This is a genomic window from uncultured Turicibacter sp., from assembly GCF_938044715.1.
Lineage (GTDB): Bacteria > Bacillota_I > Bacilli_A > MOL361 > Turicibacteraceae > Turicibacter > Turicibacter sanguinis.
On the sequence record NZ_CALIOS010000031.1, the window covers coordinates 1 to 23,266 of the forward strand.

General features: G+C 34.5%; 24 protein-coding genes and 1 other annotated feature. Of the genes, 6 read left to right on the forward strand and 18 right to left on the reverse strand.

Annotation, left to right across the window (positions count from 1 at the left end; all coding sequences use genetic code 11):
• Positions 1 to 208: 208 nt before the first annotated feature.
• The 8 genes from QWC74_RS03270 to QWC74_RS03305 all read right to left on the reverse strand — a co-directional run bounded on the left by QWC74_RS03270 (position 209) and on the right by QWC74_RS03305 (position 7,195).
• Complete coding sequence (locus QWC74_RS03270; RefSeq protein ID WP_006784152.1) at positions 209 to 910, reverse strand: N-acetylmuramoyl-L-alanine amidase; 702 nt, start codon at positions 908 to 910, stop codon at positions 209 to 211.
• Between the two features lie 84 nt (positions 911 to 994).
• Entirely contained in the window at positions 995 to 1,498 is a 504-nt protein-coding gene (gene cysE / locus QWC74_RS03275) for a serine O-acetyltransferase (RefSeq protein ID WP_006784151.1), read from the reverse strand.
• A 425-nt stretch (positions 1,499 to 1,923) separates the two neighbouring features.
• On the reverse strand, positions 1,924 to 2,763 hold the full coding sequence (locus QWC74_RS03280; protein WP_006784150.1) for a hypothetical protein: 840 nt from the start codon (positions 2,761 to 2,763) through the stop codon (positions 1,924 to 1,926).
• A 391-nt stretch (positions 2,764 to 3,154) separates the two neighbouring features.
• Positions 3,155 to 4,507 (reverse strand): glucose-6-phosphate isomerase, encoded by a 1,353-nt coding sequence (locus QWC74_RS03285; RefSeq protein WP_006784149.1) that lies wholly within the window; start codon positions 4,505 to 4,507, stop codon positions 3,155 to 3,157.
• 4 nt (positions 4,508 to 4,511) lie between these two features.
• Positions 4,512 to 4,883, reverse strand: coding sequence for a CvfD/Ygs/GSP13 family RNA-binding post-transcriptional regulator (locus QWC74_RS03290; protein ID WP_006784148.1), 372 nt, complete (start codon positions 4,881 to 4,883; stop codon positions 4,512 to 4,514).
• A gap of 244 nt (positions 4,884 to 5,127) precedes the next feature.
• Positions 5,128 to 6,117 carry an NAD(P)/FAD-dependent oxidoreductase gene (locus tag QWC74_RS03295; RefSeq protein WP_006784147.1) on the reverse strand — a complete coding sequence of 330 codons (990 nt, stop codon included), beginning with the start codon at positions 6,115 to 6,117 and terminating at the stop codon, positions 5,128 to 5,130.
• Between the two features lie 81 nt (positions 6,118 to 6,198).
• Positions 6,199 to 6,663 carry a divergent PAP2 family protein gene (locus QWC74_RS03300; protein WP_006784146.1) on the reverse strand — a complete coding sequence of 155 codons (465 nt, stop codon included), beginning with the start codon at positions 6,661 to 6,663 and terminating at the stop codon, positions 6,199 to 6,201.
• Positions 6,664 to 6,691: 28 nt separating this feature from the next.
• The gene (locus QWC74_RS03305; protein ID WP_006784145.1) at positions 6,692 to 7,195 is read right to left on the reverse strand and encodes a phosphatidylglycerophosphatase A; all 504 of its coding nucleotides are present in this window, start codon (positions 7,193 to 7,195) and stop codon (positions 6,692 to 6,694) included.
• A gap of 91 nt (positions 7,196 to 7,286) precedes the next feature.
• Between QWC74_RS03305 and QWC74_RS03310 the strand changes: the two genes are divergently transcribed.
• The gene (locus QWC74_RS03310; protein ID WP_006784144.1) at positions 7,287 to 8,207 is read left to right on the forward strand and encodes a hypothetical protein; all 921 of its coding nucleotides are present in this window, start codon (positions 7,287 to 7,289) and stop codon (positions 8,205 to 8,207) included.
• A gap of 58 nt (positions 8,208 to 8,265) precedes the next feature.
• On the opposite strand, the gene QWC74_RS03315 is transcribed toward QWC74_RS03310, so the two are convergent.
• Entirely contained in the window at positions 8,266 to 8,502 is a 237-nt protein-coding gene (locus tag QWC74_RS03315; protein ID WP_006784143.1) for a NifU family protein, read from the reverse strand.
• Between the two features lie 82 nt (positions 8,503 to 8,584).
• On the opposite strand from QWC74_RS03315, the gene dapF reads away from it, so the two are divergent.
• A complete protein-coding gene (gene dapF / locus QWC74_RS03320; protein ID WP_006784142.1) occupies positions 8,585 to 9,418 on the forward strand; it encodes a diaminopimelate epimerase in 834 nt (277 codons plus the stop codon).
• A 23-nt stretch (positions 9,419 to 9,441) separates the two neighbouring features.
• Here dapF and QWC74_RS03325 read toward each other — a convergent pair whose 3' ends face one another.
• The 3 genes from QWC74_RS03325 to yunB form a co-directional block, all read right to left on the reverse strand.
• Entirely contained in the window at positions 9,442 to 10,200 is a 759-nt protein-coding gene (locus tag QWC74_RS03325) for a TIGR01457 family HAD-type hydrolase (RefSeq protein ID WP_006784141.1), read from the reverse strand.
• Between the two features lie 29 nt (positions 10,201 to 10,229).
• Positions 10,230 to 10,526: a YutD-like domain-containing protein gene (locus QWC74_RS03330; protein ID WP_006784140.1), complete on the reverse strand. Its 297-nt coding sequence runs from the start codon at positions 10,524 to 10,526 to the stop codon at positions 10,230 to 10,232.
• A 110-nt stretch (positions 10,527 to 10,636) separates the two neighbouring features.
• A complete protein-coding gene (gene yunB, locus QWC74_RS03335) occupies positions 10,637 to 11,479 on the reverse strand; it encodes a sporulation protein YunB (RefSeq protein WP_006784139.1) in 843 nt (280 codons plus the stop codon).
• Positions 11,480 to 11,738: 259 nt separating this feature from the next.
• Here yunB and QWC74_RS03340 point away from each other — a divergent pair, with 259 nt between their 5' ends.
• From QWC74_RS03340 to QWC74_RS03350, 3 genes are all read left to right on the forward strand, one after another.
• Positions 11,739 to 13,589, forward strand: coding sequence for a glycoside hydrolase family 13 protein (locus QWC74_RS03340; RefSeq protein ID WP_006784138.1), 1,851 nt, complete (start codon positions 11,739 to 11,741; stop codon positions 13,587 to 13,589).
• Positions 13,590 to 13,613: 24 nt separating this feature from the next.
• Positions 13,614 to 14,945: an MATE family efflux transporter gene (locus tag QWC74_RS03345; protein WP_006784137.1), complete on the forward strand. Its 1,332-nt coding sequence runs from the start codon at positions 13,614 to 13,616 to the stop codon at positions 14,943 to 14,945.
• A gap of 94 nt (positions 14,946 to 15,039) precedes the next feature.
• Positions 15,040 to 16,020: a LacI family DNA-binding transcriptional regulator gene (locus QWC74_RS03350; RefSeq protein ID WP_288993912.1), complete on the forward strand. Its 981-nt coding sequence runs from the start codon at positions 15,040 to 15,042 to the stop codon at positions 16,018 to 16,020.
• 38 nt (positions 16,021 to 16,058) lie between these two features.
• Here the strand turns inward: QWC74_RS03350 and QWC74_RS03355 are convergent, their stop codons facing one another.
• The 6 genes from QWC74_RS03355 to QWC74_RS03380 all read right to left on the reverse strand — a co-directional run bounded on the left by QWC74_RS03355 (position 16,059) and on the right by QWC74_RS03380 (position 22,729).
• A complete protein-coding gene (locus QWC74_RS03355) occupies positions 16,059 to 17,729 on the reverse strand; it encodes a M14 family metallopeptidase (protein ID WP_288993913.1) in 1,671 nt (556 codons plus the stop codon).
• Positions 17,730 to 17,739: 10 nt separating this feature from the next.
• Positions 17,740 to 18,462 carry an amino acid ABC transporter ATP-binding protein gene (locus QWC74_RS03360; protein WP_009606816.1) on the reverse strand — a complete coding sequence of 241 codons (723 nt, stop codon included), beginning with the start codon at positions 18,460 to 18,462 and terminating at the stop codon, positions 17,740 to 17,742.
• Positions 18,455 to 19,117, reverse strand: coding sequence for an amino acid ABC transporter permease (locus QWC74_RS03365; RefSeq protein WP_006784133.1), 663 nt, complete (start codon positions 19,115 to 19,117; stop codon positions 18,455 to 18,457). Before QWC74_RS03365 ends, QWC74_RS03360 begins: the two co-directional genes overlap by 8 nt.
• A gap of 26 nt (positions 19,118 to 19,143) precedes the next feature.
• Positions 19,144 to 19,974, reverse strand: a complete 831-nt coding sequence (locus tag QWC74_RS03370; RefSeq protein ID WP_006784132.1) for a transporter substrate-binding domain-containing protein — start codon at positions 19,972 to 19,974, stop codon at positions 19,144 to 19,146.
• An 87-nt stretch (positions 19,975 to 20,061) separates the two neighbouring features.
• Positions 20,062 to 20,274 (reverse strand) — a binding site (T-box leader).
• A gap of 193 nt (positions 20,275 to 20,467) precedes the next feature.
• On the reverse strand, positions 20,468 to 21,568 hold the full coding sequence (locus tag QWC74_RS03375; protein WP_006784131.1) for an ABC transporter ATP-binding protein: 1,101 nt from the start codon (positions 21,566 to 21,568) through the stop codon (positions 20,468 to 20,470).
• A gap of 285 nt (positions 21,569 to 21,853) precedes the next feature.
• Positions 21,854 to 22,729, reverse strand: a complete 876-nt coding sequence (locus QWC74_RS03380) for a helix-turn-helix domain-containing protein (RefSeq protein ID WP_006784130.1) — start codon at positions 22,727 to 22,729, stop codon at positions 21,854 to 21,856.
• Between the two features lie 132 nt (positions 22,730 to 22,861).
• Between QWC74_RS03380 and QWC74_RS03385 the strand changes: the two genes are divergently transcribed.
• Entirely contained in the window at positions 22,862 to 23,161 is a 300-nt protein-coding gene (locus QWC74_RS03385) for a rhodanese-like domain-containing protein (protein WP_040763862.1), read from the forward strand.
• Positions 23,162 to 23,266 lie beyond the last annotated feature (105 nt).

Genomic DNA, 23,266 nt, shown 5'->3' on the forward strand with positions numbered 1-23,266 from the left:
TGATTATCTTATCATGTTTAACTCTTTCTGTCAAACACTTTTTTGAAGTTTTTTTCGAATTCTTTCGATTTCAAGTTGTCATCCCTGACGACTTCTTAATATTAACATATCTGTCGAAACATGTCAAATACATTTTTGTTTTTTTTTATTTATTCTATTACAAATAAAAAAAGACTTGGTTTAACCAAATCTTTAATAAATCTATTCACTACTCAACAATCATATTAGGATTATCAATATAATATAATATTCCTTCATAAATGGAATAGGCAATTTGATCTTGATAACTTTCAGTATTCAGCAAATCCGCCTCTTCAGGATTAGAAAGGAACCCAATCTCTACTAATGCAGTAGGAATATTTGAGTTTTTTAAAATAAATAAACTCGAAATTGATTTTGGTTCACGAGTCGTTGTTCCTTCTAAATTAGACTTCATACTCATCATAATGGCAGTTGCCAATTTTTTATTTTCAACCTTTTTCGGATCATAAAAGGTTTGAGCCCCAGTCCACTTACTATTTGTAATAGCATTAGCATGAATTGAAATAGCAATGGCATTTGAATTTTCATTCATAATTTGAACTCTTTTATTCAAATCTTGTTGCTTACGCTTCTTAGCATCGGTAGCAGCCAAATCATAATCTCCATCTCTGGTTAGAATAACATTAAATCCTTGCAATTTCAAATAGTCTTCGACCTTTTTTGTAACAGATAGTACAATTTCTTTTTCAACTATACCGCTAGCAGACAATGCTCCTCCATCTTTCCCACCATGTCCCGCATCCAAAATAATGGTTAGTTTCCCTTCACTTCCTCCATCAATATCACTATTATACTTCCCCATTATGACTGGAATAAAACTTAGAAATAAAACTAGTATAAAGAGCATTAGTAAAATACTTTTCTTCATCCTCATCACCTTTACTATTTTTTTAAAATTCTATGAGGACTTTTTTTAAAATATAATACAAAAATCAAATTTAGCTGTTTATTCCTATTTTTTGATAACACTTGGAATTCCAACTGAAGTCGAATAAGGTGGTACATCTTTTAACACAACAGCATTCGCTCCTATAATACATCCTTCTCCTAATGTAATATCACCTAAAATTTTAGCACCTGCCCCAATTGTTACACCATCTTCAACCGTTGGATGCCTTTTTCCATTAATCCCTCCTCGTCCGACTCCTCCTAATGTTACTCCATGATACATTGTCACGTCATTTCCAATTATACTTGTAGCTCCAATTACCACGCCCGTTCCATGATCAATAAACAATCTTTTTCCAATTATTGCAGCTGGATGAATCTCAATGTTTATCGTACATCTTACACAAAACATAATCCATTCCGCTACTAATTTAAAGTGATGCGTATATATGAAATGAGCAATTCGATACCAAAAAACTGCATGAACACCCGGATAAGTCAAAATAATTTGCAAAATGTTTCTTGCCGCTGGATCTCGCTTCTTAATTGACTGAAAATAATCCCTCATACTTTCTATCCCTCCTATGCTTAAGAAGATACCATAATCTATTATTATCTTATGCCTAAAATAAAAATACGTTCTGTTCTAATCTGGATAACAAACGTTATATTATTTTATAATCTTTATATAAAAAGAAATAAGCTAATTTAGATTACGTCCCTTTAAAGATAATTCTCTTTTCAGTTTTCAAAATGATGATGTTTAAAAATAAACTATGAAAAATAGGTGTACGAATTACTTAAAACCTCAAAGTTTCAAAATAAATTTCACTCATAGATATCTGCTTATTTGGAAAGGTCACCTTCTCAATTCCTATTTTAAACTTTCTCTAAATGTTCAGATATTTTACATACAATAATCAATAATAAAAAAATGATACAAACGGTATTATTCACATAAATAATGTCGTTTGTATCACTGTTTTATAGCTTCTATTTTTTACGATTTGATAGTTCAATAATTTGTTGATATTGTTGTTCTACTTGTTGCTTTAACTTTTGATTATCTTTTATTAACTTTTCAGTCACTTCATTTAATTTTTCAATCTCATGATTTTGTTGTTCTATCATTTGCTTCACTTGTTCACGATGATCTGAATCTACTAAAGTAGCTAACGCTTCTTTTAAATTATCCGCTCTCTGATTTTCTAGATACCAAACAACGTCTTTCGCACGCACTCTATAAATGTCTGGAAGAACTGTTTTTTCATCTAATAAAACTTCAAGTTGTTGGATTTTTAGTTCTAACTGTTTCATTTCTTGTTTGATATGTTTTGCGATTAATGAATCAGAAATGTGAAGATATTCCGTACTCGTTTTAACTTCCGCTATAACCTCATCTAAAGTCGATAATGGTTTTGGTTTTTTGGCTTTCAAATAATATTTGATAATTTGATCATAAATTAGGTATACCAGTATAGGAACAGTAATCCAAAATAACATGACGTACATTAATTTTACATCTTGCATAATAAATAAATATCCCAACAAGATGCAAATAATTAAATCAATCAAAATTACAATCCCTTTTAAATGTTTCATACGATCAATTAAATCATCATAGGTTTGATGTGCTTGATATAATTCACTTTTCGTATAGTTTTCTTTAACAGTTTTCAAATATTCTTGTTCTGTTGATTGGATAGTGGATTCAAGTGAAACCCTTTTTTTCTCGATTTCATCTTTGATAATCTCTATTTCGCTCATAATTTCATCAGTTAACCATAAATTCGAAATTAACTCATCTTTTGTTAATGTTGTTGGATCTACCATGTATATCTCTCCCTTCTCTAAAAAAATCGACAAAATACGCTATTGTTGGAATTATAACAATGTTTGAATTAGAATTCAACATTTGAAAACCTAACTTATTCATCCTCATTTTACGCTTTTATTTATAATATGGTTTTTTCTTATAATTTATAAACAGACGTTTTACATTATATCAAAACCATTACTAACCTAGCTACTAAATCCCAATTTTGGTTATTTCATCACTTCAATATCTAGAGTGACTATAAAAAATTTCTGCGTACGCCTTTCATTTGCGAATTAGTGGCTTTGCATCACTTATGAGGTAATCCAATAAAACTTTCTACTTATAGGAGCTTATAAAGACAAAAAAAACTTAGGGATAACATGACCCCTAAGTTTGAAAGTTTGATTATTTTAAACGAGCTTCTAACTGAGCTTTTAATTCTTCGTTACCTGGTTTTCCGAGTAAAGCAAACATATTTTTCTTGTACGCTTCTACTCCTGGTTGATCAAATGGATTAACACCTAAGATATATCCACTCATTGCACAAGCTTTTTCAAAGAAGTAAACTAAGTATCCAAAACTATATGCTGATAATTCAGGAACATCAACAATTAAATTTGGAACTCCACCATCAACATGAGCTAATAATGTTCCTTGGAATGCTTTTTTATTAACGAAGTCGATTGTTTTTCCTGATAAATAGTTTAATCCATCTAAATCTGTTTCTTCAGCTTCAAGTGTTACTTCAAATTTCGGCTTAGCAACATTGATAACTGTTTCAAAGATATCGCGACGTCCTTCTTGAATATATTGTCCCATTGAATGTAAATCTGTTGAGAATGACGCTGCAGCAGGGAAAATACCTTTTTGATCTTTACCTTCAGATTCTCCGAATAATTGTTTCCACCATTCATTGAAGTATAATAATGATGGTTCATAGTTAATTAACATCTCAATTGTTTTACCTTTTGAGTATAATGCATTACGAATAACAGCATATTGATATGCTTCATTTTCAGCTAAATTTGGATTAGCATATTCAACACGCGCATCATTTGCTCCACGCATCATTTCTTCAATGTTAACACCACTTACAGCAATTGGTAATAAACCTACAGCTGTTAAAACTGAGAAACGTCCACCAACATTATCTGGAACGATGAATGACTCATATCCTTCGCTCGTCGCTAAAGTTTTTAAAGCACCTTTAGCTGCATCAGTTGTTGCGTAAATACGCTTATTTGCTTCTTCACGTCCAACTTTTTCAATTAATAATTTTTTAAATACGCGGAAAGCGATAGCAGGTTCAGTTGTTGTACCAGATTTAGAAATAACATTAATTGAGAAAGTTTTATCTTGTAAGTAATCCACTAACTCTTGAACATACGTTGAAGAAATATGATGTCCAACAAAAATGATTTGTGGAGCTTTACGTTCTTCTTTATTTTGTAAATTATAGAAATGGTTGTTTAATGCTTCAATTGCAGCGCGCGCTCCAAGGTAAGATCCACCGATTCCGATAACTAATAAAACATCTGAATCAGATTGAATTTTAGCTGCTGCTTGTTGAATACGAGCAAACTCATCTTTATCATAATTTTCAGGTAAGTCAACCCATCCTAAAAAATCATTTCCTGCACCTGTTTGTTCATGAATACGATTGTGTAATACTTGTACTAATTCTTTTGCATATTCTAATTCATGTGATGCAACGAATGAAGATGCATTTTCATAGTTAAATGATAAGAATTTTCCCATTGTGCTAATCCTCCTTGTTAACCCTTGCAATTTTCTCGAGTGAATCTCGAATCCAAATGGGTAATTGTTGTGCTAGTGGTGCAAATCCATTTGATGTCTCAAAGTCAGATGCCTTCATACGATTATACCGGTAATTATTATTAGCAACACCTCTTAAACTTAATCGTGCTTGTAAAGATTCAGAATTAAATTTAAGAACTTTTACATCAATAAATTCCCCAATATGAACAAAATCACGAATATCTTTAACATATCCGTCCGACAACTCCGAGATATGAATTAAACCATTACAATCTTCACTCAATTGAACGAACGCTCCATAAGGCTGGATACCTGTAACTTTTCCTCGTACGATACTCCCTTCCTTGATTTTCATCATTTACACCTCAGTTCATACATACCCTTACATTATATCATAAACTTTTTTCCAGAAAATCGCTTTGTGAAATTTTTTAAATGAAAAGGACAAAAAAATATTCAATAAAATTAAAAATCTCTACTAACCCATGACAACATTCAAAAAATCTTATATATTGATAATAATTTGAATGATTATTAATTTTTTGTCTATCACCCCTATCATCTAATTAAATAAAAAAACGTCCAATCGGACGTTTTTTTTATTTAACAAGAGCTGAGCTATGTTTATGACGATGAACTTTTTCTGGATAAGCATATTGGATAGCAGCATTAATAGCAACTACCATTTCGCCAAATCCAGTGGTAATCATTTTAATTTTTCCATCGAACGTACAAGCATCTCCCGCTGCATAAATTCCTGAAACACTTGTCTGCTGACGATGATTAACACATAAAGCATTTTTATCAAGTTCTAAATCCCAATCTTTAATTGGTCCAAGTGACGAAATAAATCCAAATAAAACAATGACTTCATTTGCATTTACTTTTTCTGTTGCATTTGTTGTCAAGTTTGTTAACTCAACAGCAGTTACTTGATTATTTTCACCTAGTAAACTTTTTGCAACATATGGCGTTAAAATCTCAACCGTAGATGATTTTAATCGATCAACACTAGCAGCATGGGCTCTAAAATCATCACGACGGTGTACAATTTTTACTGTTTTTGCAACACCCTCAAGCATTAAGGCCCAATCTACTGCCGAATCGCCACCACCAAAAATGATGACATCTTTCCCTTTAAAACGATCCATACTTGAAACAAAATAATGAATATTATTAAAATCATCTGCATTTGGTACATCTAATTGACGTGGTGTAAAGGCTCCGTTTCCAGCTGTGATAATCACAGAGCGTGAATAATGGCACTCTTGATTCGTACAAATTTTAAATGTTCCATCTTCTAATTTTTCAACTGTTTCTACTGTCGTGTTTGTTACAATATCAATTTTATCTTGGTATTGATTCATCTGAGTTAATAATTGTTCTACCATTTCTCCTGCTTTAATTTTAGGATGACCTGGTAAATCATAGATGTATTTTTCAGGATATAATGCCGCTAATTGCCCCCCAAGCTCAGGAAGTGCATCTATAATTTTAATGCTCATTCCATGCATCCCAGCATAAAAGGCTCCATAAATTCCAACCGGTCCTCCACCGATAATTGTTAAATCAAAAATTTGTTCTGCCATCTGATTCACCTCTCTTTTAAAATCGTACTTAAATTATAACTAAAAGTTGTGTCACAAACAACTTTTATACAAATTATTTTATTAAATAATACCTATCATCATAGCGTATACAAAAGCAATAAAAATCCCAAATAATGTTCCCGCAAATGTTTCAAGAGGCTCATGTCCCAGTAACTCTTTGAATCTTTTTTGGTAACTTGGATTTTGAAAAATTGAAAAATCACCATTTTTCATTAAATCATCTAATAACTGATTTAACATAGCAGCATGTTGACCCGCATGGCGACGAATTCCCATGGCATCAAAAATAACCACAGCTGCAAAACAAAATGAGATAGCAAATGTTGTGGAATGTATACCGTCTGTCACTCCAACTGCCGTTGCTAAGGCAGACACAAATGCTGAATGTGAACTTGGCATACCACCTGTTGAGATTAATAAGCGTGGACTCCATTCTTTTTTCGTAAGAACACGAATTGGTACTTTGACGATTTGTGCCAATAAATTAGCTAATATGGCTGCTTCGAGTGCATAATTGAACCACACAATAATCTCTCCCCTCTAAACCAATTGATTATTCAACTTCAGCTTTTCCTACCCGACGATGCGCGATACGACTAGCCGCTGCCGCTGCAATCGCTCCTATTAAATCATCCATAAATGTTTGACAACATCCTTCACCTTTTCCCTTAGCATCAATTTCTCCTAAAATACCTGGTTTTAATTTGTCAATATATCCATAATTAGTAAAACCAATTGAACCATAGACATTTAAAATAGAGAAGGCTAAAATTTCATCAATTCCGTACAAGGAGTAATCTGTATCAACCATTTCTTGTAGCGGTCCTTCTAATAATTTCATCTCTGCTAATTCATCTAGACGAATTCCTGTTAAAACAGCGTTTTGAACTTCACGTTTTCCTAAAACAGCCTTAACATTTTCAAGACATTCTTCTAATGTTAATTCTTTACAGTAAGAGACTTGTAAAAAGTGTGTAAGCTCTGCAATTTGTTCTAATGTAACGCCTCTATCTTTAATTCTTTGAATAGTTAAATCTGTTAATTGTTTTTGATCCATTTTATTTTCATCCCTTCAATTATCATATTTATATATCACACTAGCATAGATATAGATTAGATACCTATCTTAAAATTAGAGGATGATTCGAATGAAGGAGCTAATTAATTGGTACTATCAACTCCATATCGATCATTTAGAACAGTTGAATGATATCTATTATACAAACTTTGGTGACCGATATATATATATTATATCAGTTGGAAAAGAGAAGAATACAGTTTTTTTCCATCTTCTACAACTTTTACAATATAGTTCAACTCAACGTGTGCTACTCTCTAAAGAAAATACAACGACTGTTCTATTTGAAAATCAGCATTACTATGTCTTAGAATCTATGACACCCTTACATGAATATGTCGATATTAAAACATTGAATATTCCTGTCATTTATCCTAAACCCTATCCATTAGCGAGCGAATTAAAGCAAAGGTGGTTAGCCAAAACACAACTTCATGAAGAACAACTAAATGTTTTAATTGATCAGCTACCACCTGAGAATCGCTCTTTATTTTTTGATTTAGCTACGTATTATATTCATTTAAATGAGCAAGCTTATACTTTTATAAATGAAATCGCAACAACAGAATATTTGGTTTCGCTTTGCCATATGCGTCTCACACCGACAACCTATAAATATGAATTTTTTTCTCCACAGTTAGTGACACTTGATAATAAGGCAAGATGCTATTGCGAATATATTCGTCATCTTTACTTAATGAATCTCGATTTGAATCAAGTTCGTACCTTTGTTCAAATTATAAATCAGGTTAATCCATTGACTAAAGAAGAATGGCAACTTCTTTATGCACGGCTTTATTTTCCGACTCAGTTTTATGACGCCCTGTATAACCTAAGAGCCGATGAAGAAATTGATGTTCCGGCCTTATATGAGCAAGCCATGCAATATAGTAAACTTCTCTATCAACTTCCTTATGAGGTTTACCAAAGTACACTCATCGAACTAAGGGTACCAGAATGGGTGCAACGTGAAGCAAAATATTCAAATTAATGTAAAAAAGAGGCCCCTATTGAATAAGAATAATAGAGGACCTCTTTTTTATATTGAATTAAAATTCATCTACATTTTCAACGCCGATAACACCAGGAACTTCTTCTAATAAAATTTGCTCAATTCCATCTTTTAATGTTGAATCCATTGAAGCACATCCAACACATGCTCCTAGCATTCGAACATAAACGATTCCATCTTCAAATTTAATGTATTCAACATCGCCACCATCACGTTGTAAATAGGGTCTTAACTTTTCAAGAATCTCAACGATTTGTTTTTCTGTTTCGTTCACTGCTATCACCTCATTATGAATTAGTTAAATTATAAAACGGGTAAGTGAAAAAGTAAACAGATATACTTAAGGAGGAATCAATTTGGCTACCTTTTTTTTTACTAAGCTATCTACACTAGGTAATAACTACCTCATTATCAACCTGCTAGAACAACCTAAAAGTAATATGGACTGGTCACAATTAGCACTTAAAATAACGGATGCAAGTACCGGAATTTTATCGGACGGTATCATCATTTTAACCCCCTCTGATATAGCAGATGTAAAAATGATGATTTATAATAAAGATGGATCTAGAGCTAAAACATGCGGAAATGGATTACGGCTCATAGGTCGATATTTAATGGAAATTGACCGTTTTAATCAAGATCAAATCTTAGTCGAAACAGATGCTAATATTTCCACGTTAACACATGATAAAGATGTCATCACAGTAGACTTAGGACTTGCACATATGTTAACTGAACCTTATGAACCACTGAGCCTTAAAAGTGATGTCACAAAGTATTGTAAAGAAATTGAAACATCATTCGGCATTTGGATGGTGGATATGATTTCGATGGGAAATCCTCATTTTATTATATACACGGATGAAGATCATCATACCTTTTACGAGGAAATGGGGCGCTTATCAAAGCGTTACGATGTCAATGTTGGAATGTTAACTGTCATAAATGATCACGAATTAAAATTAACAACTTATGAGCGTGGAGCTGGTTTTACAGGCGCGTGTGGAACGAATACGGCTGCTGCGGTTGCGAGTGCCGTTGTTAGACGACAAGTGCTTCCTAATGAAATCATCAAGGTGTACTTACCTGGTGGAATTTTAGAAGTTAAGTGGGATTTAAACGATCATCTTTTGGCATCAGGAAAAACAACGAAGGTCTGCTGTGGAACTTATTTTGATGAAGACTAAAAAAAAGGCCCTTGGGCCTTTTTTTAAATATTAAATTCTGATAGGTCTTTTAAAATATGGGTTGGCTTAGCGTCGTAACTCATGACTTCTTCACGAAGTGAAACGCCCCCTTCAATATAGATGGTTGGAATATTAGCATTAATTCCAGCTAAAATGTCTGTAAAATAGTTATCACCAATCATGGCCACTTCTTGCCTTGGAACCTTAATCATCTCAAGGGCTTTTTCCATGATGATACGCTCTGGCTTCCCAATAAAAATAGGATCAACACCCGTAGAAACGGTAATAACAGATGTTAAGGCACCATTACCTGGCATCAATCCACGCTCAGTTGGAATGGCAACATCGCCATTCGTTGAAATGAAGGTTGCCCCTTGTCGAATTCCAAGACAAGCTAATCCATACTTTTCATAGTTAATGTCACGATCAAGTCCAATAACAACATAGTCTGGTTGCTCAGATGTTAACGTCAGTCCTTTTTCAAGCAAAGCTGTTTCAAGACCAATTTCACCAATCATATAAACCTTGGCATTTGGATTTTGCTCATAAATATATTGAGCCGTTGCCATAGATGGTGTGTAAATCTGCTCTTTTGTGACAGGATAACCATGTTTTTGTAAGACGTCTGCCACCATGTCTGGTGTTTTAGAACTGTTATTTGTTAAAAATAAATACGGAATTTGCTTTTCATGAAGTTTTTTTACAAATTGTAACGTTTCGTTTATGACCTCACATCCTCGGTAAGCTGTTCCATCTAAGTCGATTAAATATCCTTTATACATGCTATCTTCCTCGTTGTCTATCTCATTTATTATTCAGTTGCAGTTTCAGGTTGAACGGTGATTTTTTCTAATACATAATAGGGGCATCCATAAACGCAATATTCTGTTAAATATTCTGGAATCGTGATACATTTTAATTCCAGTGGAACATTTTTGCGCTCGTTATAATAGAAGCCTTTTAAACGTAATTGGCCTCCTGAAAAATCCCCCACAATTACATCGTATTTTTCTAAAATTTCAGTTAATTTTTGATAAAATAATTCTTCTTCAAATTCCACTAGATGGGATTTCACTAATTTATAACGATATCGGCTCACTTTTTTCACCTCACTACCTCCTAGTCTATTAATAGTTATTTTATCATAAATCATGATTAAAGTTAATTTTTATGTCAGAAGCCGTATTTTTTCAGTTTAAAAATACGGCTTTTGTTAGGTTATTCTAATAAAAGGTTTTCCATTCCCTCTGCTACACTTTGTTCAGGTGATGGATTTGGTACTGGTGTTTGCGTATTTGAGTTGCTAGATGAAGTATCTGTACTACCCGAAATTGGATTCATTGGTGATGCCGAACTATTTCCAATGTAATAGTATTGTGGTGTTTGTCCCGTAATCATTTTTAATACCAGTGGACTTGAAACTGAGACAGTGACTTCATCCGATTTAAACGGTAATAAGACCTCTAATTTGACATCTACTTTTAATAAAATTTCAAGTAAGGCATTATTGATTCCGTATGGTTTAACTTCTGTTACAATGTCAGTTACAGTACTTCCATTTAGCTTAACACTCACCGGAAAACTTGGACCAATATCATGAAACAGCGACAAATTAAAGGCCGCCGCCCATGGAATATTAATCAAGACGCCATCTTCATAAGGTCCCCCATAGATAGCATCCAAACCAAGTTCAGTTAAGTCACCACTCTCCACGAGCAGTAATTTCTCTTCTATTTGCTGGGTAGTTGAAACGAGCAAGCGATTCAAAACAGGTGTATTGACGATGATGCTACTGACGAGTCCCTCATCATTTTCTTTAAATTTAATGACTTCATCTATTTTGAAGTTGACGAGTTCGCTTTGCGCAATGCCTTCCTTAATAATTAAGGTGGCGATATTTGTCGTTTGAGCCTTCGCATAAGTCATGACAACGGGATATAGATTCTGATACATAAAGGTTAAACTAACATAAATTCCCCATCCAACTAAAACCGCGATGCCTATTCTTCTCCATTTTTTTAGATTAATATAATATCGTTTTCTTCTTCGACGTCGCCTCATATTTTACTTCTTTTCCTCCCTTAGTTCATTGTGTCGTTAATTGTCACTTCCTGAATTTTATTGTTTCCAATTTAGAAAACCGGTTACACAGGTGAAACGTTTCAAAAACTCATTGAAATTCAATTGCTAAGGTGGCATAATGAAAACGTAGCCAATAAAATGGATGCGATTTAATAACTGAATTCAATGATTATTAAATATATATTCAATTGAGGGGATAACATTGAACAGTTTTATAATAAAAAGGAGTGAAATTTTAATGAACTATCATGCAATTTATCATCGACCAAAACAAAACTATGCTTACGCATACGATAAAAAGACCATTCACCTTCGTATTCGTACGGCTAAAGATGAAGTAGAACGCGCAGAGGTTATTTTCGGAGATCCTTATCACTGGGTTGCCGGTGGTGGTGGCGGAAACTTAAACGCTGAAGGTGCTAGTGGTTGGATGTCAAAAACCGTTGAAATGAAAAAAGAAGCATCAACTGAATTATTTGATTATTGGATTGCGGCTGTCAGCCCAGAGTTTAGACGTATGCGTTATGCTTTCGTTTTAGAGTCAGATAAAGAACAAATTTTATTTGGGGAAAAGAAAATTGTTAATTTAACTAATAAAGCAAAAGATTCAGATATGACTGAGGAAAAAACACACTTTGAAAACTTAGGAAACTTCTTCTGCTTCCCATTCTTAAATGGTATTGATGTTTTCAATGCTCCTGCTTGGGTAAAAGAAACCGTATGGTATCAAATCTTCCCTGAACGTTTTGCAAATGGAGATGCTTCAATTGATCCTAAAAATGTAGTCGAATGGGGATCTGTTGATCCAAAATACGATACGTTCTTTGGAGGCGATATTCAAGGAATTATCGATCACTTAGATCATATTGAGGATTTAGGAATTACAGGAATCTACTTCTGCCCGATTTTTAAATCACCATCAACTCACAAATATGATACGGAAGATTACTTTGAAATTGATCCTCAATTTGGAACAAAAGAATTATTCAAACAATTTGTTGAGTTAGCACATGCCCGTGGGATTCGTATTATGTTAGATGCTGTCTTCAATCACTGCGGTTGGAATTTCCCACAATGGCAAGATGTTGTGAAAAATGGTGAAAAATCAGAATACAAAGACTGGTTCCATATTCGTAAGTTCCCATTAATTGAAGAAGATTTTGATGAAATTTTACAACCTAATGGATTAAATTATGATGCTTTCGCATTTTGTGAGAATATGCCAAAGTTAAATACAGAAAATCCAGAAGTGTTAGATTATTTCTTAGAAGTTGGGCGTTATTGGGTTCGTGAATTTGACATTGATGGATGGCGTTTAGATGTGTCTAATGAAGTCGATCATGCATTCTGGCGTGAATTTAGAAAAGCGGTTCGTGAAATCAAGGATGATGTCTATATCTTAGGTGAGATTTGGCATGATTCTCAACCTTGGTTAAATGGTGATCAATTTGATGCCGTTATGAATTATCCATTAACAGACGCGATGCTCGAGTTTATTGCAAAAGATCGAATGAAGCCATCTGAGTTTAAAGTAGCGATTAATAAGATTTATACAGACTACGCTCACAATGTAAATGAAGTGGCTTTTAATTTACTAGATAGTCACGATACAACGCGTTTATTAACGACTTGCGAAGGTAATAAAGCAAAAGCGTTATTAGCTTATACCTTCCAAATGACACAAACCGGTTCACCTTGTATTTATTATGGTGGCGAAATTGGTTTAGATGGTGGAGCGGATCCACTATGCCGTCGTTGTATGATTTGGGATGAAGAAAAACAAGATCGTGAAATGTATGATTATTTAAAACAATTAATTCGCATTCGTAAAAACTATCCGGCGATGCGTTCTCATGAATTACAGTGGATTGAAACAAATGATAAAGAGAATGTGATCATCTTCAAAAAAGTTTTCAAAGACGAAGAAATCTATGTGATTTTAAATAATCAAGATGAGGCAAAATCAGTTAGTGTTCCAACTACGATGAATCAAATGTATCGTAACCTTATGACTGATGAGGAAATGATCATTAAAAATAGGGTAAAAATAGCACCTCTTTCTGCCCTATTATTAGTGCCAGTTAAATAGTAACTGGCTTTAGGGGGGAAAGTTATGTCATTTGAAAAAAAATCATTATTTCAATTATCGTGGCCTATTTTCATTGAGTTGACACTGTTCATGCTTATGGGAATGGTCGATACCTTCATGTTAAGCGCCTATTCGGATAATGCAGTAGCCGCTGTTGGAATGTCGAATCAAGTCATTAACTTGATTGGGGTGATGTTCAACTTTGTGGCAGCGGGAACGATTATCTTAGTATCACAAAATTTAGGAGCCAAAAATCAAACGAAGGCATGCGAGGTCTCAATCGTTTCGATTGGGGCCAACTTTTTGATTGGTATTATTTTAAGTGTTGTGATGATTACGTGTTCAAAATATATTTTAACATTCATGAATACGCCACTTGAAATTATGGATATAACGCTTAATTATACGAAAATTATTGGAAGCTTTTTATTTTTAATGGCCATTCAACCGGTCTTAAGTGGCATCTTACGAAGCTTTGGGTATACGAAACATTCCATGATTATTACGTTAATTGCCAATCTGATTAATATTTGTGGGAATGCCCTATTTATCTATGGATTGTTTGGGGTCAAAGAACTAGGACCGGTTGGAGTCGCTATTTCAACGGTATTTAGTCGATTCGTAACGGTTGTCTTGATTGCTGTGATTATTTATCGTAAAATTGAGTTCAAATTTTCAACACACTTCTTCAAATCTTGGCCACTTCAAGATGTTAAAAATATTTTAAAAATCGGAGTCCCATCAGCTCTTGAACAACTTGCTTATTCAACATCACAAGTCATTATTATTTCCTTTGTTTCCATGCTTGGAACACTAGCGATTACAACGCGTGTTTATACGGGGAATATTTCGATGTTTGTTTATTTATTCAGTTTAGCAATTGCTCAAGGAAATCAAGTGTTAGTAGGCTATTTGATTGGTGAGAAAAAAACAGATGAGGTTTCGCATCAGACATTTAAAACGCAGAGATTAGCCGTATCCGTCTCACTTGGACTTTCAATTATTTGTTACTTAGGCAGTGATTTTTTATTTGGAATTTTTACAAGTGATGCAAATATTCTAAGTCTTGGACACACGCTTTTATTAATTAATGTATTCTTAGAAATTGGTCGTGCAACAAATCTTGTCTTAACGAATGCTTTAAAAGCAGCGGGAGATATTAATTATCCATTTATTTTAGGGATTGTTGGGATGTGGGTCATTTGTATTCCAGTCGCTTATGTTCTTGGGATTTGGTTTGGTCTTGGATTAGCTGGTATTTGGATTGCCTTTGCAGTGGATGAGTGTTTCCGAGGACTGGTCTTCACCATTCGTTGGAAGTCCCAAAAATGGGTAAATAAGTCGTTTATTTCCTAATTTTAGCGTTTTACATCGAGACGATGATTGACATTAACAGCTCACGTCTTTATAATTAAGGGATAGGTTAACGATTACATAAATAGTTTTAGGGGTGGCAAATTTGGCAAATATTAAAGACGTAGCAAGGCTTGCGAATGTATCAGTCGCGACCGTTTCTCGTGTTATTAATAGTAAAGGTTACGTTAATGAACATACAAAAGAGCTTGTAATGAAGGCAATCGAAGAATTAAATTACGTTCCAAATGAAATTGCCCGTTCACTTTATCGAAAATCATCAAAAATTATTGGAGTTATTATTCCTGATTTAAAGAATGAATTTTTCAACGACATGATTTCAGGGATGGAAGAGGTTATTTTACATCATGGCTATAAAACAATGCTATGTACTTCAAAGGAGAGTATTGATCGTGAAAAAGAATATTTACAAATATTCTCAACCAATAAAATTGATGGTCTAATTTTATGCTCAAATTCACCGGATATCGCTTCTTATACTAATTTAGATATTCCAATTGTCGCACTGGATCGTATTATCAGTAAAGATATCCCATCTGTTACAGCCGATAATTATATGGGAGGAATTTTAGCGGCCAATCGACTCATGTCACTCGGATGTAAAAATATCGTTCAATTCCGAGGTCCATCAACAGTTGCACCTGCGAATGAACGTTGTAATGGCTTTTTAGAGACGATGAACCGTGATCCCTATATTCGTGTCCATACGGTAGAGCTTGATTTTTCAACAGATAATACCTCAGAAATTTATAAATTTTTAATTACGCATCCTCAAATTGATGGAATCTTTGCTGGAAGTGACATCATTGCAGCGCGTGCGATGCGTTGTTTAAAAAAATTAGGACGTTCAGTCCCAGAAGATGTTCAAATTGTTGGATATGATAACATCAGCATCTGTGAATTTACCGATCCAACGATTACAACTATTGCCCAACCGATTCAATCAATGGGAGAAATCGCTGCTGAAACCTTATTTAAGTTAATTAAAAAGGAACCGATTGAACAATTACATATTACATTACCTGTTGAACTCATCGAACGTGAGTCAACAAAATAAAAAATACCGTGAGGCGCTGCTTCACGGTATTTTTTATTCTATAAGGACATGCTTTTTTCAATTCGTCCTGCTTTAGGTTGAGTAGCTATTAAGGTAACGGTGGTCCCTGTCTTAGCTTGAATCAACCACGTTACTTTTTTCAAAATAGGGGCATGATTCTCGGTCTGAATTCCATCATAGCTATACTCTGTTTTAATTCCTGAAAATCCTTCTAGATGGCCGATGGTCTGAGTTTCTTCACTGTTTATCAATTTAACTTCTCCAACACATGAAACAGTGACTGGTTGATCAACTTTCACCGTTTTAGCTTGTTCACAAACATAGGTTGGAAGATAGCCTTGATTTGAAACAACGACTTCCATTTGATAAAGATTGGGAGCTACTTGAATCACCTCTACAGATGCAAAAACTAATTTTGGAAGCGTCGCAATTTGACGCAACATAAATTTGGTGTTGTTTTCTATCTCGGTCTGAAGTAGATGTGGCGGACAGTTTTGCATCGTATATTTGAAATCACATCCACCTATTTCAACTTCACCGAGTTGCGGATGATTAATCTTTGTCCATTCCTTAAATCCTGCTTCTTTTGAAACATTCGTATCAATCCACGCCAGTTGCTTTTTATAATCTTCCAGCTCTTTTTCAACCTCTTGATGGGCAATGCGTGGCCAAGTATGGGAAATTCCGGCGTGCTTTTTCATATCCCATAGTTCAACGGTATAAGTTAAAATTCCTTGGGTAAAGTAGCACCAATCATCAAAGGCACCTGATGAATAATTAACAGTATCTGTCAAGAAAGCATCAAAAATGTTGTAGCATGGATACGTTGTTTCATCTGTTCCAATTTTTCCAATCGTTTTATATAACTTCATATCAAAGGGATGAGCTTTTTTTTCAGGATGTATCCCACGTGGATAGATAATCATTCCTCCACTCGTATGAAGCGTTGAAGCTAAGCTATTCGAATGGTTAATAATAAAGTCAGCCACCGCTTTATTTTCAGGATTTGAAAGTGGATATTTCCCTGAACCCGGTTGACGGGCATCTGGGAACCATCCAAATGGATAATTTCGATTAAAATCAAGCCCCCATTTATTTTTAGCTAGTTTAATATTGATCCCATCAAATCCAACAATTTCCCCTTCAGGATAAACGTTATAAAAATCTCCATTCACCTCATCCGGCTGGCGCTTAATCATGATTCGTGAATCATCACTTGAAATTTTCCAAGCACCATACGGTGATTTAACACGCATTAAACGAATGACACCATCACCATCTAGATCACTAGGATGCAATCCCGCTTCTTTTTCCTCATACGGATAATTTCGATTCACTGAGCGAAGTTTCTCTGCACTGGTTAAATAGGCTTCCGCTCCATCTGGTGACATACGTGGAATAACATATACCGTATAATCATTTAGTAATGGGCTTTCATTTGTCACTAGATAATCAATCGTATGCATCGCGGCCATGGAACCTGTTACTTCACCTGCATGATGATTACCATCCATATAAAAGGCAGGCTTCGTATGTGGCGCCCCTGTGTTTTGATTCGTGAGCGTCACGGCAAAGACTTGTTTTTGTTCATCTGTTTCACAAATGGATTCGACACTCATTAAATGAGGATATTTATCTTGTAATATCTTAAGACAATCTTTTAATTCATCATATAAATAATAATGATCATATTTAAACGTCGTTAACATTAAATCCCCCCTATAGCACTTTACTTAAAAAGGCTTGCGTACGTGGATGTTGTGGGTTATCAAAAATTTGCTGTGGCGTTCCTTGTTCGCAAATATTGCCCCCATCCATAAATAGCACACGATCACTAATTTGTTTAGCAAATCCCATCTCATGCGTCACAATGACAATCGTCATTCCATTCACGGCTAAATCTTTAATCACCTCAAGGACTTCTTTTACCATCTCAGGATCGAGTGCACTCGTTGGTTCATCAAATAAAATGACATCTGGGTCCATCGCAAGGGCACGAACAATTGCTAGACGTTGTTTTTGTCCCCCTGATAATTTTCGTGGGTATTCATTTGCTTTTTCTTCAAGCCCAACTTTTTTTAATAATCCTAATGCTTTGGCTTCAATTTCTGCTTTTGGAACTTTCTTTTCAAGCCTTGGCGTAATCGTAATATTTTCAAGGACAGTTAAATGAGGAAAGACGTTAAAATGTTGAAAGACCATCCCAATTTTTTGACGGTGTAAATCGATGTTTACTTTTTTATCTGTTATATCGGTTCCTTCAAAGATAACGCGCCCACTACTCGGCTTTTCAAGTAGATTTAAGCAACGTAAAAATGTACTTTTTCCACTGCCGCTCGGACCTATGATGGATACCACTTCCCCTTGATGAATTTCTTCGGTAATTTCATCTAATACTTTTAAATCTCCAAATGATTTACTTAATTTTTCAACTTTAATCACTGACACTCAATCTCCCTTCCATCGCTTTAACTACTTTTGATAAGCTAAATGTGACAATAAAATAGATGACCGCGGTAATCATAAGTGGTGCAATCGGTTTGAATGTGGCCGATTTTATCATTTGATACGAGGTCATTAAATCGTTGATAAAGAAGACTGATGCGAGTGATGTTTCTTTGACCATCATGATAAATTCATTCCCAAGCGCTGGTAAAATATTTTTAACGGCTTGTGGGAAGATGATGCGAGTCATCATATGGACATCACTCATTCCAAGACTTTTAGCAGCCTCCATCTGTCCTTTGTCAACCGCTTGAATTCCGGCACGGATAATTTCGGCAACATAGGCACTGCTGTTAATAACTAAGGCAATGACAATACAAGTCCAATCTGAGATTTCAAATGGTAAGTATTTCGGCAAAAATAACCAAAAGAAATAAAGTTGTAACAGTAAAGGTGTTCCCCTAATAATTTCGATATAAGCGGTTGAAATGAATTGAACAATTTTTGATTTTGATAACTTAATGATGGCAAGAACTGCCCCGAAAATCATTCCAAAGAAAACCGTGATAGCAGCTAGACTTAACGTTCCCCCTAGCCCTTCTAAAAAGACATACCAGTACTGATCTAAAATTTTAATCATATCTTGAACCATGTTCTCACACTCCTCCTTAATGCGTCTTATTCAATTCCTAAGCTTTTAGCATAGGCTATATACGCCTCTTCCCATTGTTGATATAATCCTTGTTCTTTTACCTCTTGGATGATTTCATTGATGGCTTCGACTAATTCTGTTTCCCCTTTAACAATTCCAATCATGGTTCCTTCTGAATCATTTCCTTCAAACAAGACAGAACTCATGACTAAATCTTTATTGGCGTTCACATACTGCTCTCCTGTTGAATATGAGATAGCTAACGCGTCTGACTTTCCACTTTGAACACGTAAGACACCATCTGAAAGAGAGGCAATGGTATTAATTTGGGCATTTGGTAATTGGTCTTTAACATATCCTTCTTGTAATGAAGCACTTTGAGCTGCAATACTAACTCCATTAAAATCTTCTAATGTTTTATATTTTTCGACATCTTCTGCACGAATTAAAAATCCATCACCGTCTCCATCTTCAGATGTATTATAGGCCTCACTAAACTCCATTGCTTCTGCACGTTCAGGCTTATATCCTAGTCCTGAAATCGCCATATCAGCTTTTCCCTCACTAATGGCAGCTAAAACAGCACTAAAATCCATAATCTTCAATTCTAATTCAACACCTAATTTTTGTGCGATATATTTTCCAAGTTCAATGTCTGCTCCTACATATTGTTCCGATCCTGACTTTGTTGGATCAATAAATTCATAAGGTGCATAATCTGGGCTTGTCGCCATGGTTATTTTTTTAGTTTCTTTTATTTTATCGAATCGACTCGTTTCATTTGAACTTTGTGCACATCCACCCAGTACTGATAAGCATATTCCTATAAAGACTAAACCTTTAATCATTTTTTTCATTGTTCATCTCTCCCTTAAGTTCATCTTTTTGTTTTTTTATCTTCAGGGCCCTTGAAGAATAAAAAAAATCGTCTCTAGACTATTAATTCTAGAGACGATTAAGACCGCGGTACCACTCCAGTTAAACATATAACAAAATATGTTTCCCTCTAACCCTTAACGCAGGTAGGCGTCTTATCCTACTCTTAGTTCAGATAAACTCTCACAAGTGCGCTTCAAAATAGAATCACTTTTAGGCTCTCATCCCCCTACTCGCTGTTAGATATGCTCTACTTCTACTCTCTTGATCATTGATTATTTTAAGTTAATAATAATGTACAAGATAAATCAATCAAATTCTCCCACCATTTTCTAATCAAAACTTCATTCTATCAGAAGATATTTTCAATCCTTTAAAAGTCCGATTAGATTTAGGATGAAGAGACAAAAAAAGCTGTATCTTATTCAAGATACAGCTTTAAAGTGTGTGTATATATTATTTTTTAAACTTCGATTAACGAATAGCTTTTTCAGTGTCAACATCGAAGAAGTGACATTTGTTCATATCTAAAGCAACTTCTAATTTATCTCCCATACGGATATCTGAACGAGCATCTACTTTAGCAACTAATTGTTGTCCCGCTAAATTAGTGTAAAGGATTGATTCATGTCCAAGTAACTCAGCAACTTCGATTTCAGCAATATATTTTGCTTCTTCGTAAGTATCAGTTACGATTGGCTCATCATGAATATCTTCTGGACGAATACCGAAGATGATTTCTTTATTATCGTATCCTTTTTGTTTTAACATATTGTATTTTCCTTCAGGAATACGGAATTTTTGGTTGTCAGCTACGAAATATCCGTTAGCTACTTTACCGTGGATGAAGTTCATAGCAGGTGAACCGATGAATCCTCCAACGAATACAGTTGCTGGGTTATCGTAGATTTCTTTTGGAGAACCGATTTGTTGGATAACTCCGTCTTTCATAACAACGATACGAGACGCCATTGTCATCGCTTCTGTTTGGTCATGTGTTACGTAGATAGTAGTTGTTGCTAAACGCTCATGTAATTTAATGATTTCTGAACGCATGGCAACACGTAATTTAGCATCTAAGTTTGATAATGGCTCATCCATTAAGAATACTTTTGCATCACGAACGATTGCACGCCCTAAAGCAACACGTTGACGTTGTCCCCCTGATAACGCCTTTGGTTTACGATCTAAATATTGTTCAAGACCTAAGATTCGAGCAGCATCTTTAACTCGACGGTCGATTTCATCTTTAGGAATTTTACGTAATTTTAATCCGAATGCCATGTTATCATATACATTCATATGTGGATATAACGCGTAAGATTGGAATACCATCGCGATATCACGATCTTTTGGTGCTACGTCATTCATTAACACACCATCAATATAGAATTCCCCTTTAGAAATTTCTTCTAACCCTGCGATCATACGTAAAGTAGTAGATTTCCCACATCCAGATGGTCCAACGAATACGATAAATTCGCGGTCCGCGATATCTAAATTGAAGTCAGTTACCGATGGATTTGGATTGTTCTCATAGATTTTGTAAATATTTTTTAATTTAATTTCAGCCATTTTTAATTCCTCCCTCATGTGATAGTTAAATTATAGAATGAAAACGATTTTTTATCAATAAACAAACTGCACATAAAACGCATACATAAATTGTGCAAAGTGTATAAGGGGCTCTAAACCTTTAATTTTACATCGCAAATTAAAAGCTAAGCTATTCCTTGATGTCGTCGAACACACTATTAAATCTCGATTCTATGATCTATGACATCAACGGGATTCTAGACAACTAAAAGCTTCTCATCTACTCCAAATTTGATGAAAAAAACCGTCATACAAGATGACAGTTTAAGTGTTTTTTTCCATTTGATTAATGATGACATAGGCAATCAAAGCATCATGGAATTCTTTAATATTGAGTCCACTTAATTGGATAAATCGTTCAAGTTTGTTCATGAACGTATTGCGATGCATATAGATCATCTTGGCACCAACGGATATATTAAAGTTGTTTTCCATATAAACTTTAGCAACTTCTAATAAGTCATAGGGGATTTTGTTAAACTTCTCGACAAAATGGGAATAGCCTTCGTATAGATTTAAATTTTGAATCATATATTGTAGTAGTAAATCGTGTGAACTAACCGTCAACTTAGTCGTATTTCGATATTTTTTATAAAGTTCATATTCATTCAAAAAGGCCTGCGAAATGTTTGAATCAACTAAATAACAGTCTGATTGATAAAAATTAATGTTGTGATAGAAGTCTTGTTGAATCGCTTGTGCGAGTTCTTCTAGATTATGTTCTTCTTTTGTTTGAAAATCGATAATGACACCAAACTCACGGCTTAAAAAGAGGACAATACATTTTTCATTTAATTCTTTGATAAGTTCATCAAACTCTAGTTTAGTATCACCATCAAAATGGTGGGCAAAGAAGATAAATCTAATTTCATTTCCGTCTTTTTGAATCATGTCTAATAAACTTTTTTTATTGTGTAACAGTAATTCTAGCCACAATAATTTGATTTGTTGATTAAAATCAACGCCTACAACCTCTTCAAGCATAACCCCTAGTAATTTTTTCTCTTGTTTTGAGATCCCTTTTTTGATACCGATGAGGTGATTTTGATCATCTTTATACCAATAATAGTCATTTGGATAGTCTGGAATTTCGTCAACGATACATTGTTCCCCGTATAATTGTTTTAATTGTAAAAGCATATGACACCCTCACCCTTCCCCTCATAATATATACAGTAAGTATATCATTTTTTAAATTCCTATAAAATAGCAGTTTAACGGATGAGGGTATTAAAAAAGATTTACTAGAAACTTATAAAGGAGGATAAAAAGATGCCTAAAATAATTAGTCCTAGTCAGCTTTCTCAACTTATGGGTAGTAGTAAGCAAAAACCAATTGTCATTGATATAAGATCTCCCTATGAATTTTCGGAGTTTCATATTCCTGGTGCAGTTAATATTCCATATCAATCGATTGTCATGTACCCCGAAAAATTTTTAACGCTGAATTCAACCTACTTTTTAATTTGCGATAGTGGGAGTGAAAGTTATCGAGCCTGTATGATGCTAGAACCTTTGGGGTACCGAGTAGTCTCTGTGCAAGGTGGTTATGCTAATATGCGATTCAGATAAAAAAAGGGACAAGAGTGTGTAGTGACCCCAAAAAGTTGAACTAAATATTCAGCAGCCAATTGGCTGGTATGAATTCGGTATTGAACTGGACTCATGCCAGCCAAT

Bases quoted from the DNA above. Each gene is read 5' to 3' on its own strand.
- QWC74_RS03270 (WP_006784152.1), bottom strand. From the start codon at position 910: ATGAAGAAAAGTATTTTACTAATGCTCTTTATACTAGTTTTATTTCTA.
- cysE (WP_006784151.1), bottom strand. From the start codon at position 1,498: ATGAGGGATTATTTTCAGTCAATTAAGAAGCGAGATCCAGCGGCAAGA.
- QWC74_RS03280 (WP_006784150.1), bottom strand. From the start codon at position 2,763: ATGGTAGATCCAACAACATTAACAAAAGATGAGTTAATTTCGAATTTA.
- QWC74_RS03285 (WP_006784149.1), bottom strand. From the start codon at position 4,507: ATGGGAAAATTCTTATCATTTAACTATGAAAATGCATCTTCATTCGTT.
- QWC74_RS03290 (WP_006784148.1), bottom strand. From the start codon at position 4,883: ATGAAAATCAAGGAAGGGAGTATCGTACGAGGAAAAGTTACAGGTATC.
- QWC74_RS03295 (WP_006784147.1), bottom strand. From the start codon at position 6,117: ATGGCAGAACAAATTTTTGATTTAACAATTATCGGTGGAGGACCGGTT.
- QWC74_RS03305 (WP_006784145.1), bottom strand. From the start codon at position 7,195: ATGGATCAAAAACAATTAACAGATTTAACTATTCAAAGAATTAAAGAT.
- QWC74_RS03310 (WP_006784144.1), top strand. From the start codon at position 7,287: ATGAAGGAGCTAATTAATTGGTACTATCAACTCCATATCGATCATTTA.
- QWC74_RS03325 (WP_006784141.1), bottom strand. From the start codon at position 10,200: ATGTATAAAGGATATTTAATCGACTTAGATGGAACAGCTTACCGAGGA.
- yunB (WP_006784139.1), bottom strand. From the start codon at position 11,479: ATGAGGCGACGTCGAAGAAGAAAACGATATTATATTAATCTAAAAAAA.
- QWC74_RS03340 (WP_006784138.1), top strand. From the start codon at position 11,739: ATGAACTATCATGCAATTTATCATCGACCAAAACAAAACTATGCTTAC.
- QWC74_RS03345 (WP_006784137.1), top strand. From the start codon at position 13,614: ATGTCATTTGAAAAAAAATCATTATTTCAATTATCGTGGCCTATTTTC.
- QWC74_RS03355 (WP_288993913.1), bottom strand. From the start codon at position 17,729: ATGTTAACGACGTTTAAATATGATCATTATTATTTATATGATGAATTA.
- QWC74_RS03365 (WP_006784133.1), bottom strand. From the start codon at position 19,117: ATGGTTCAAGATATGATTAAAATTTTAGATCAGTACTGGTATGTCTTT.
- QWC74_RS03370 (WP_006784132.1), bottom strand. From the start codon at position 19,974: ATGAAAAAAATGATTAAAGGTTTAGTCTTTATAGGAATATGCTTATCA.
- QWC74_RS03375 (WP_006784131.1), bottom strand. From the start codon at position 21,568: ATGGCTGAAATTAAATTAAAAAATATTTACAAAATCTATGAGAACAAT.
- QWC74_RS03380 (WP_006784130.1), bottom strand. From the start codon at position 22,729: ATGCTTTTACAATTAAAACAATTATACGGGGAACAATGTATCGTTGAC.
- QWC74_RS03385 (WP_040763862.1), top strand. From the start codon at position 22,862: ATGCCTAAAATAATTAGTCCTAGTCAGCTTTCTCAACTTATGGGTAGT.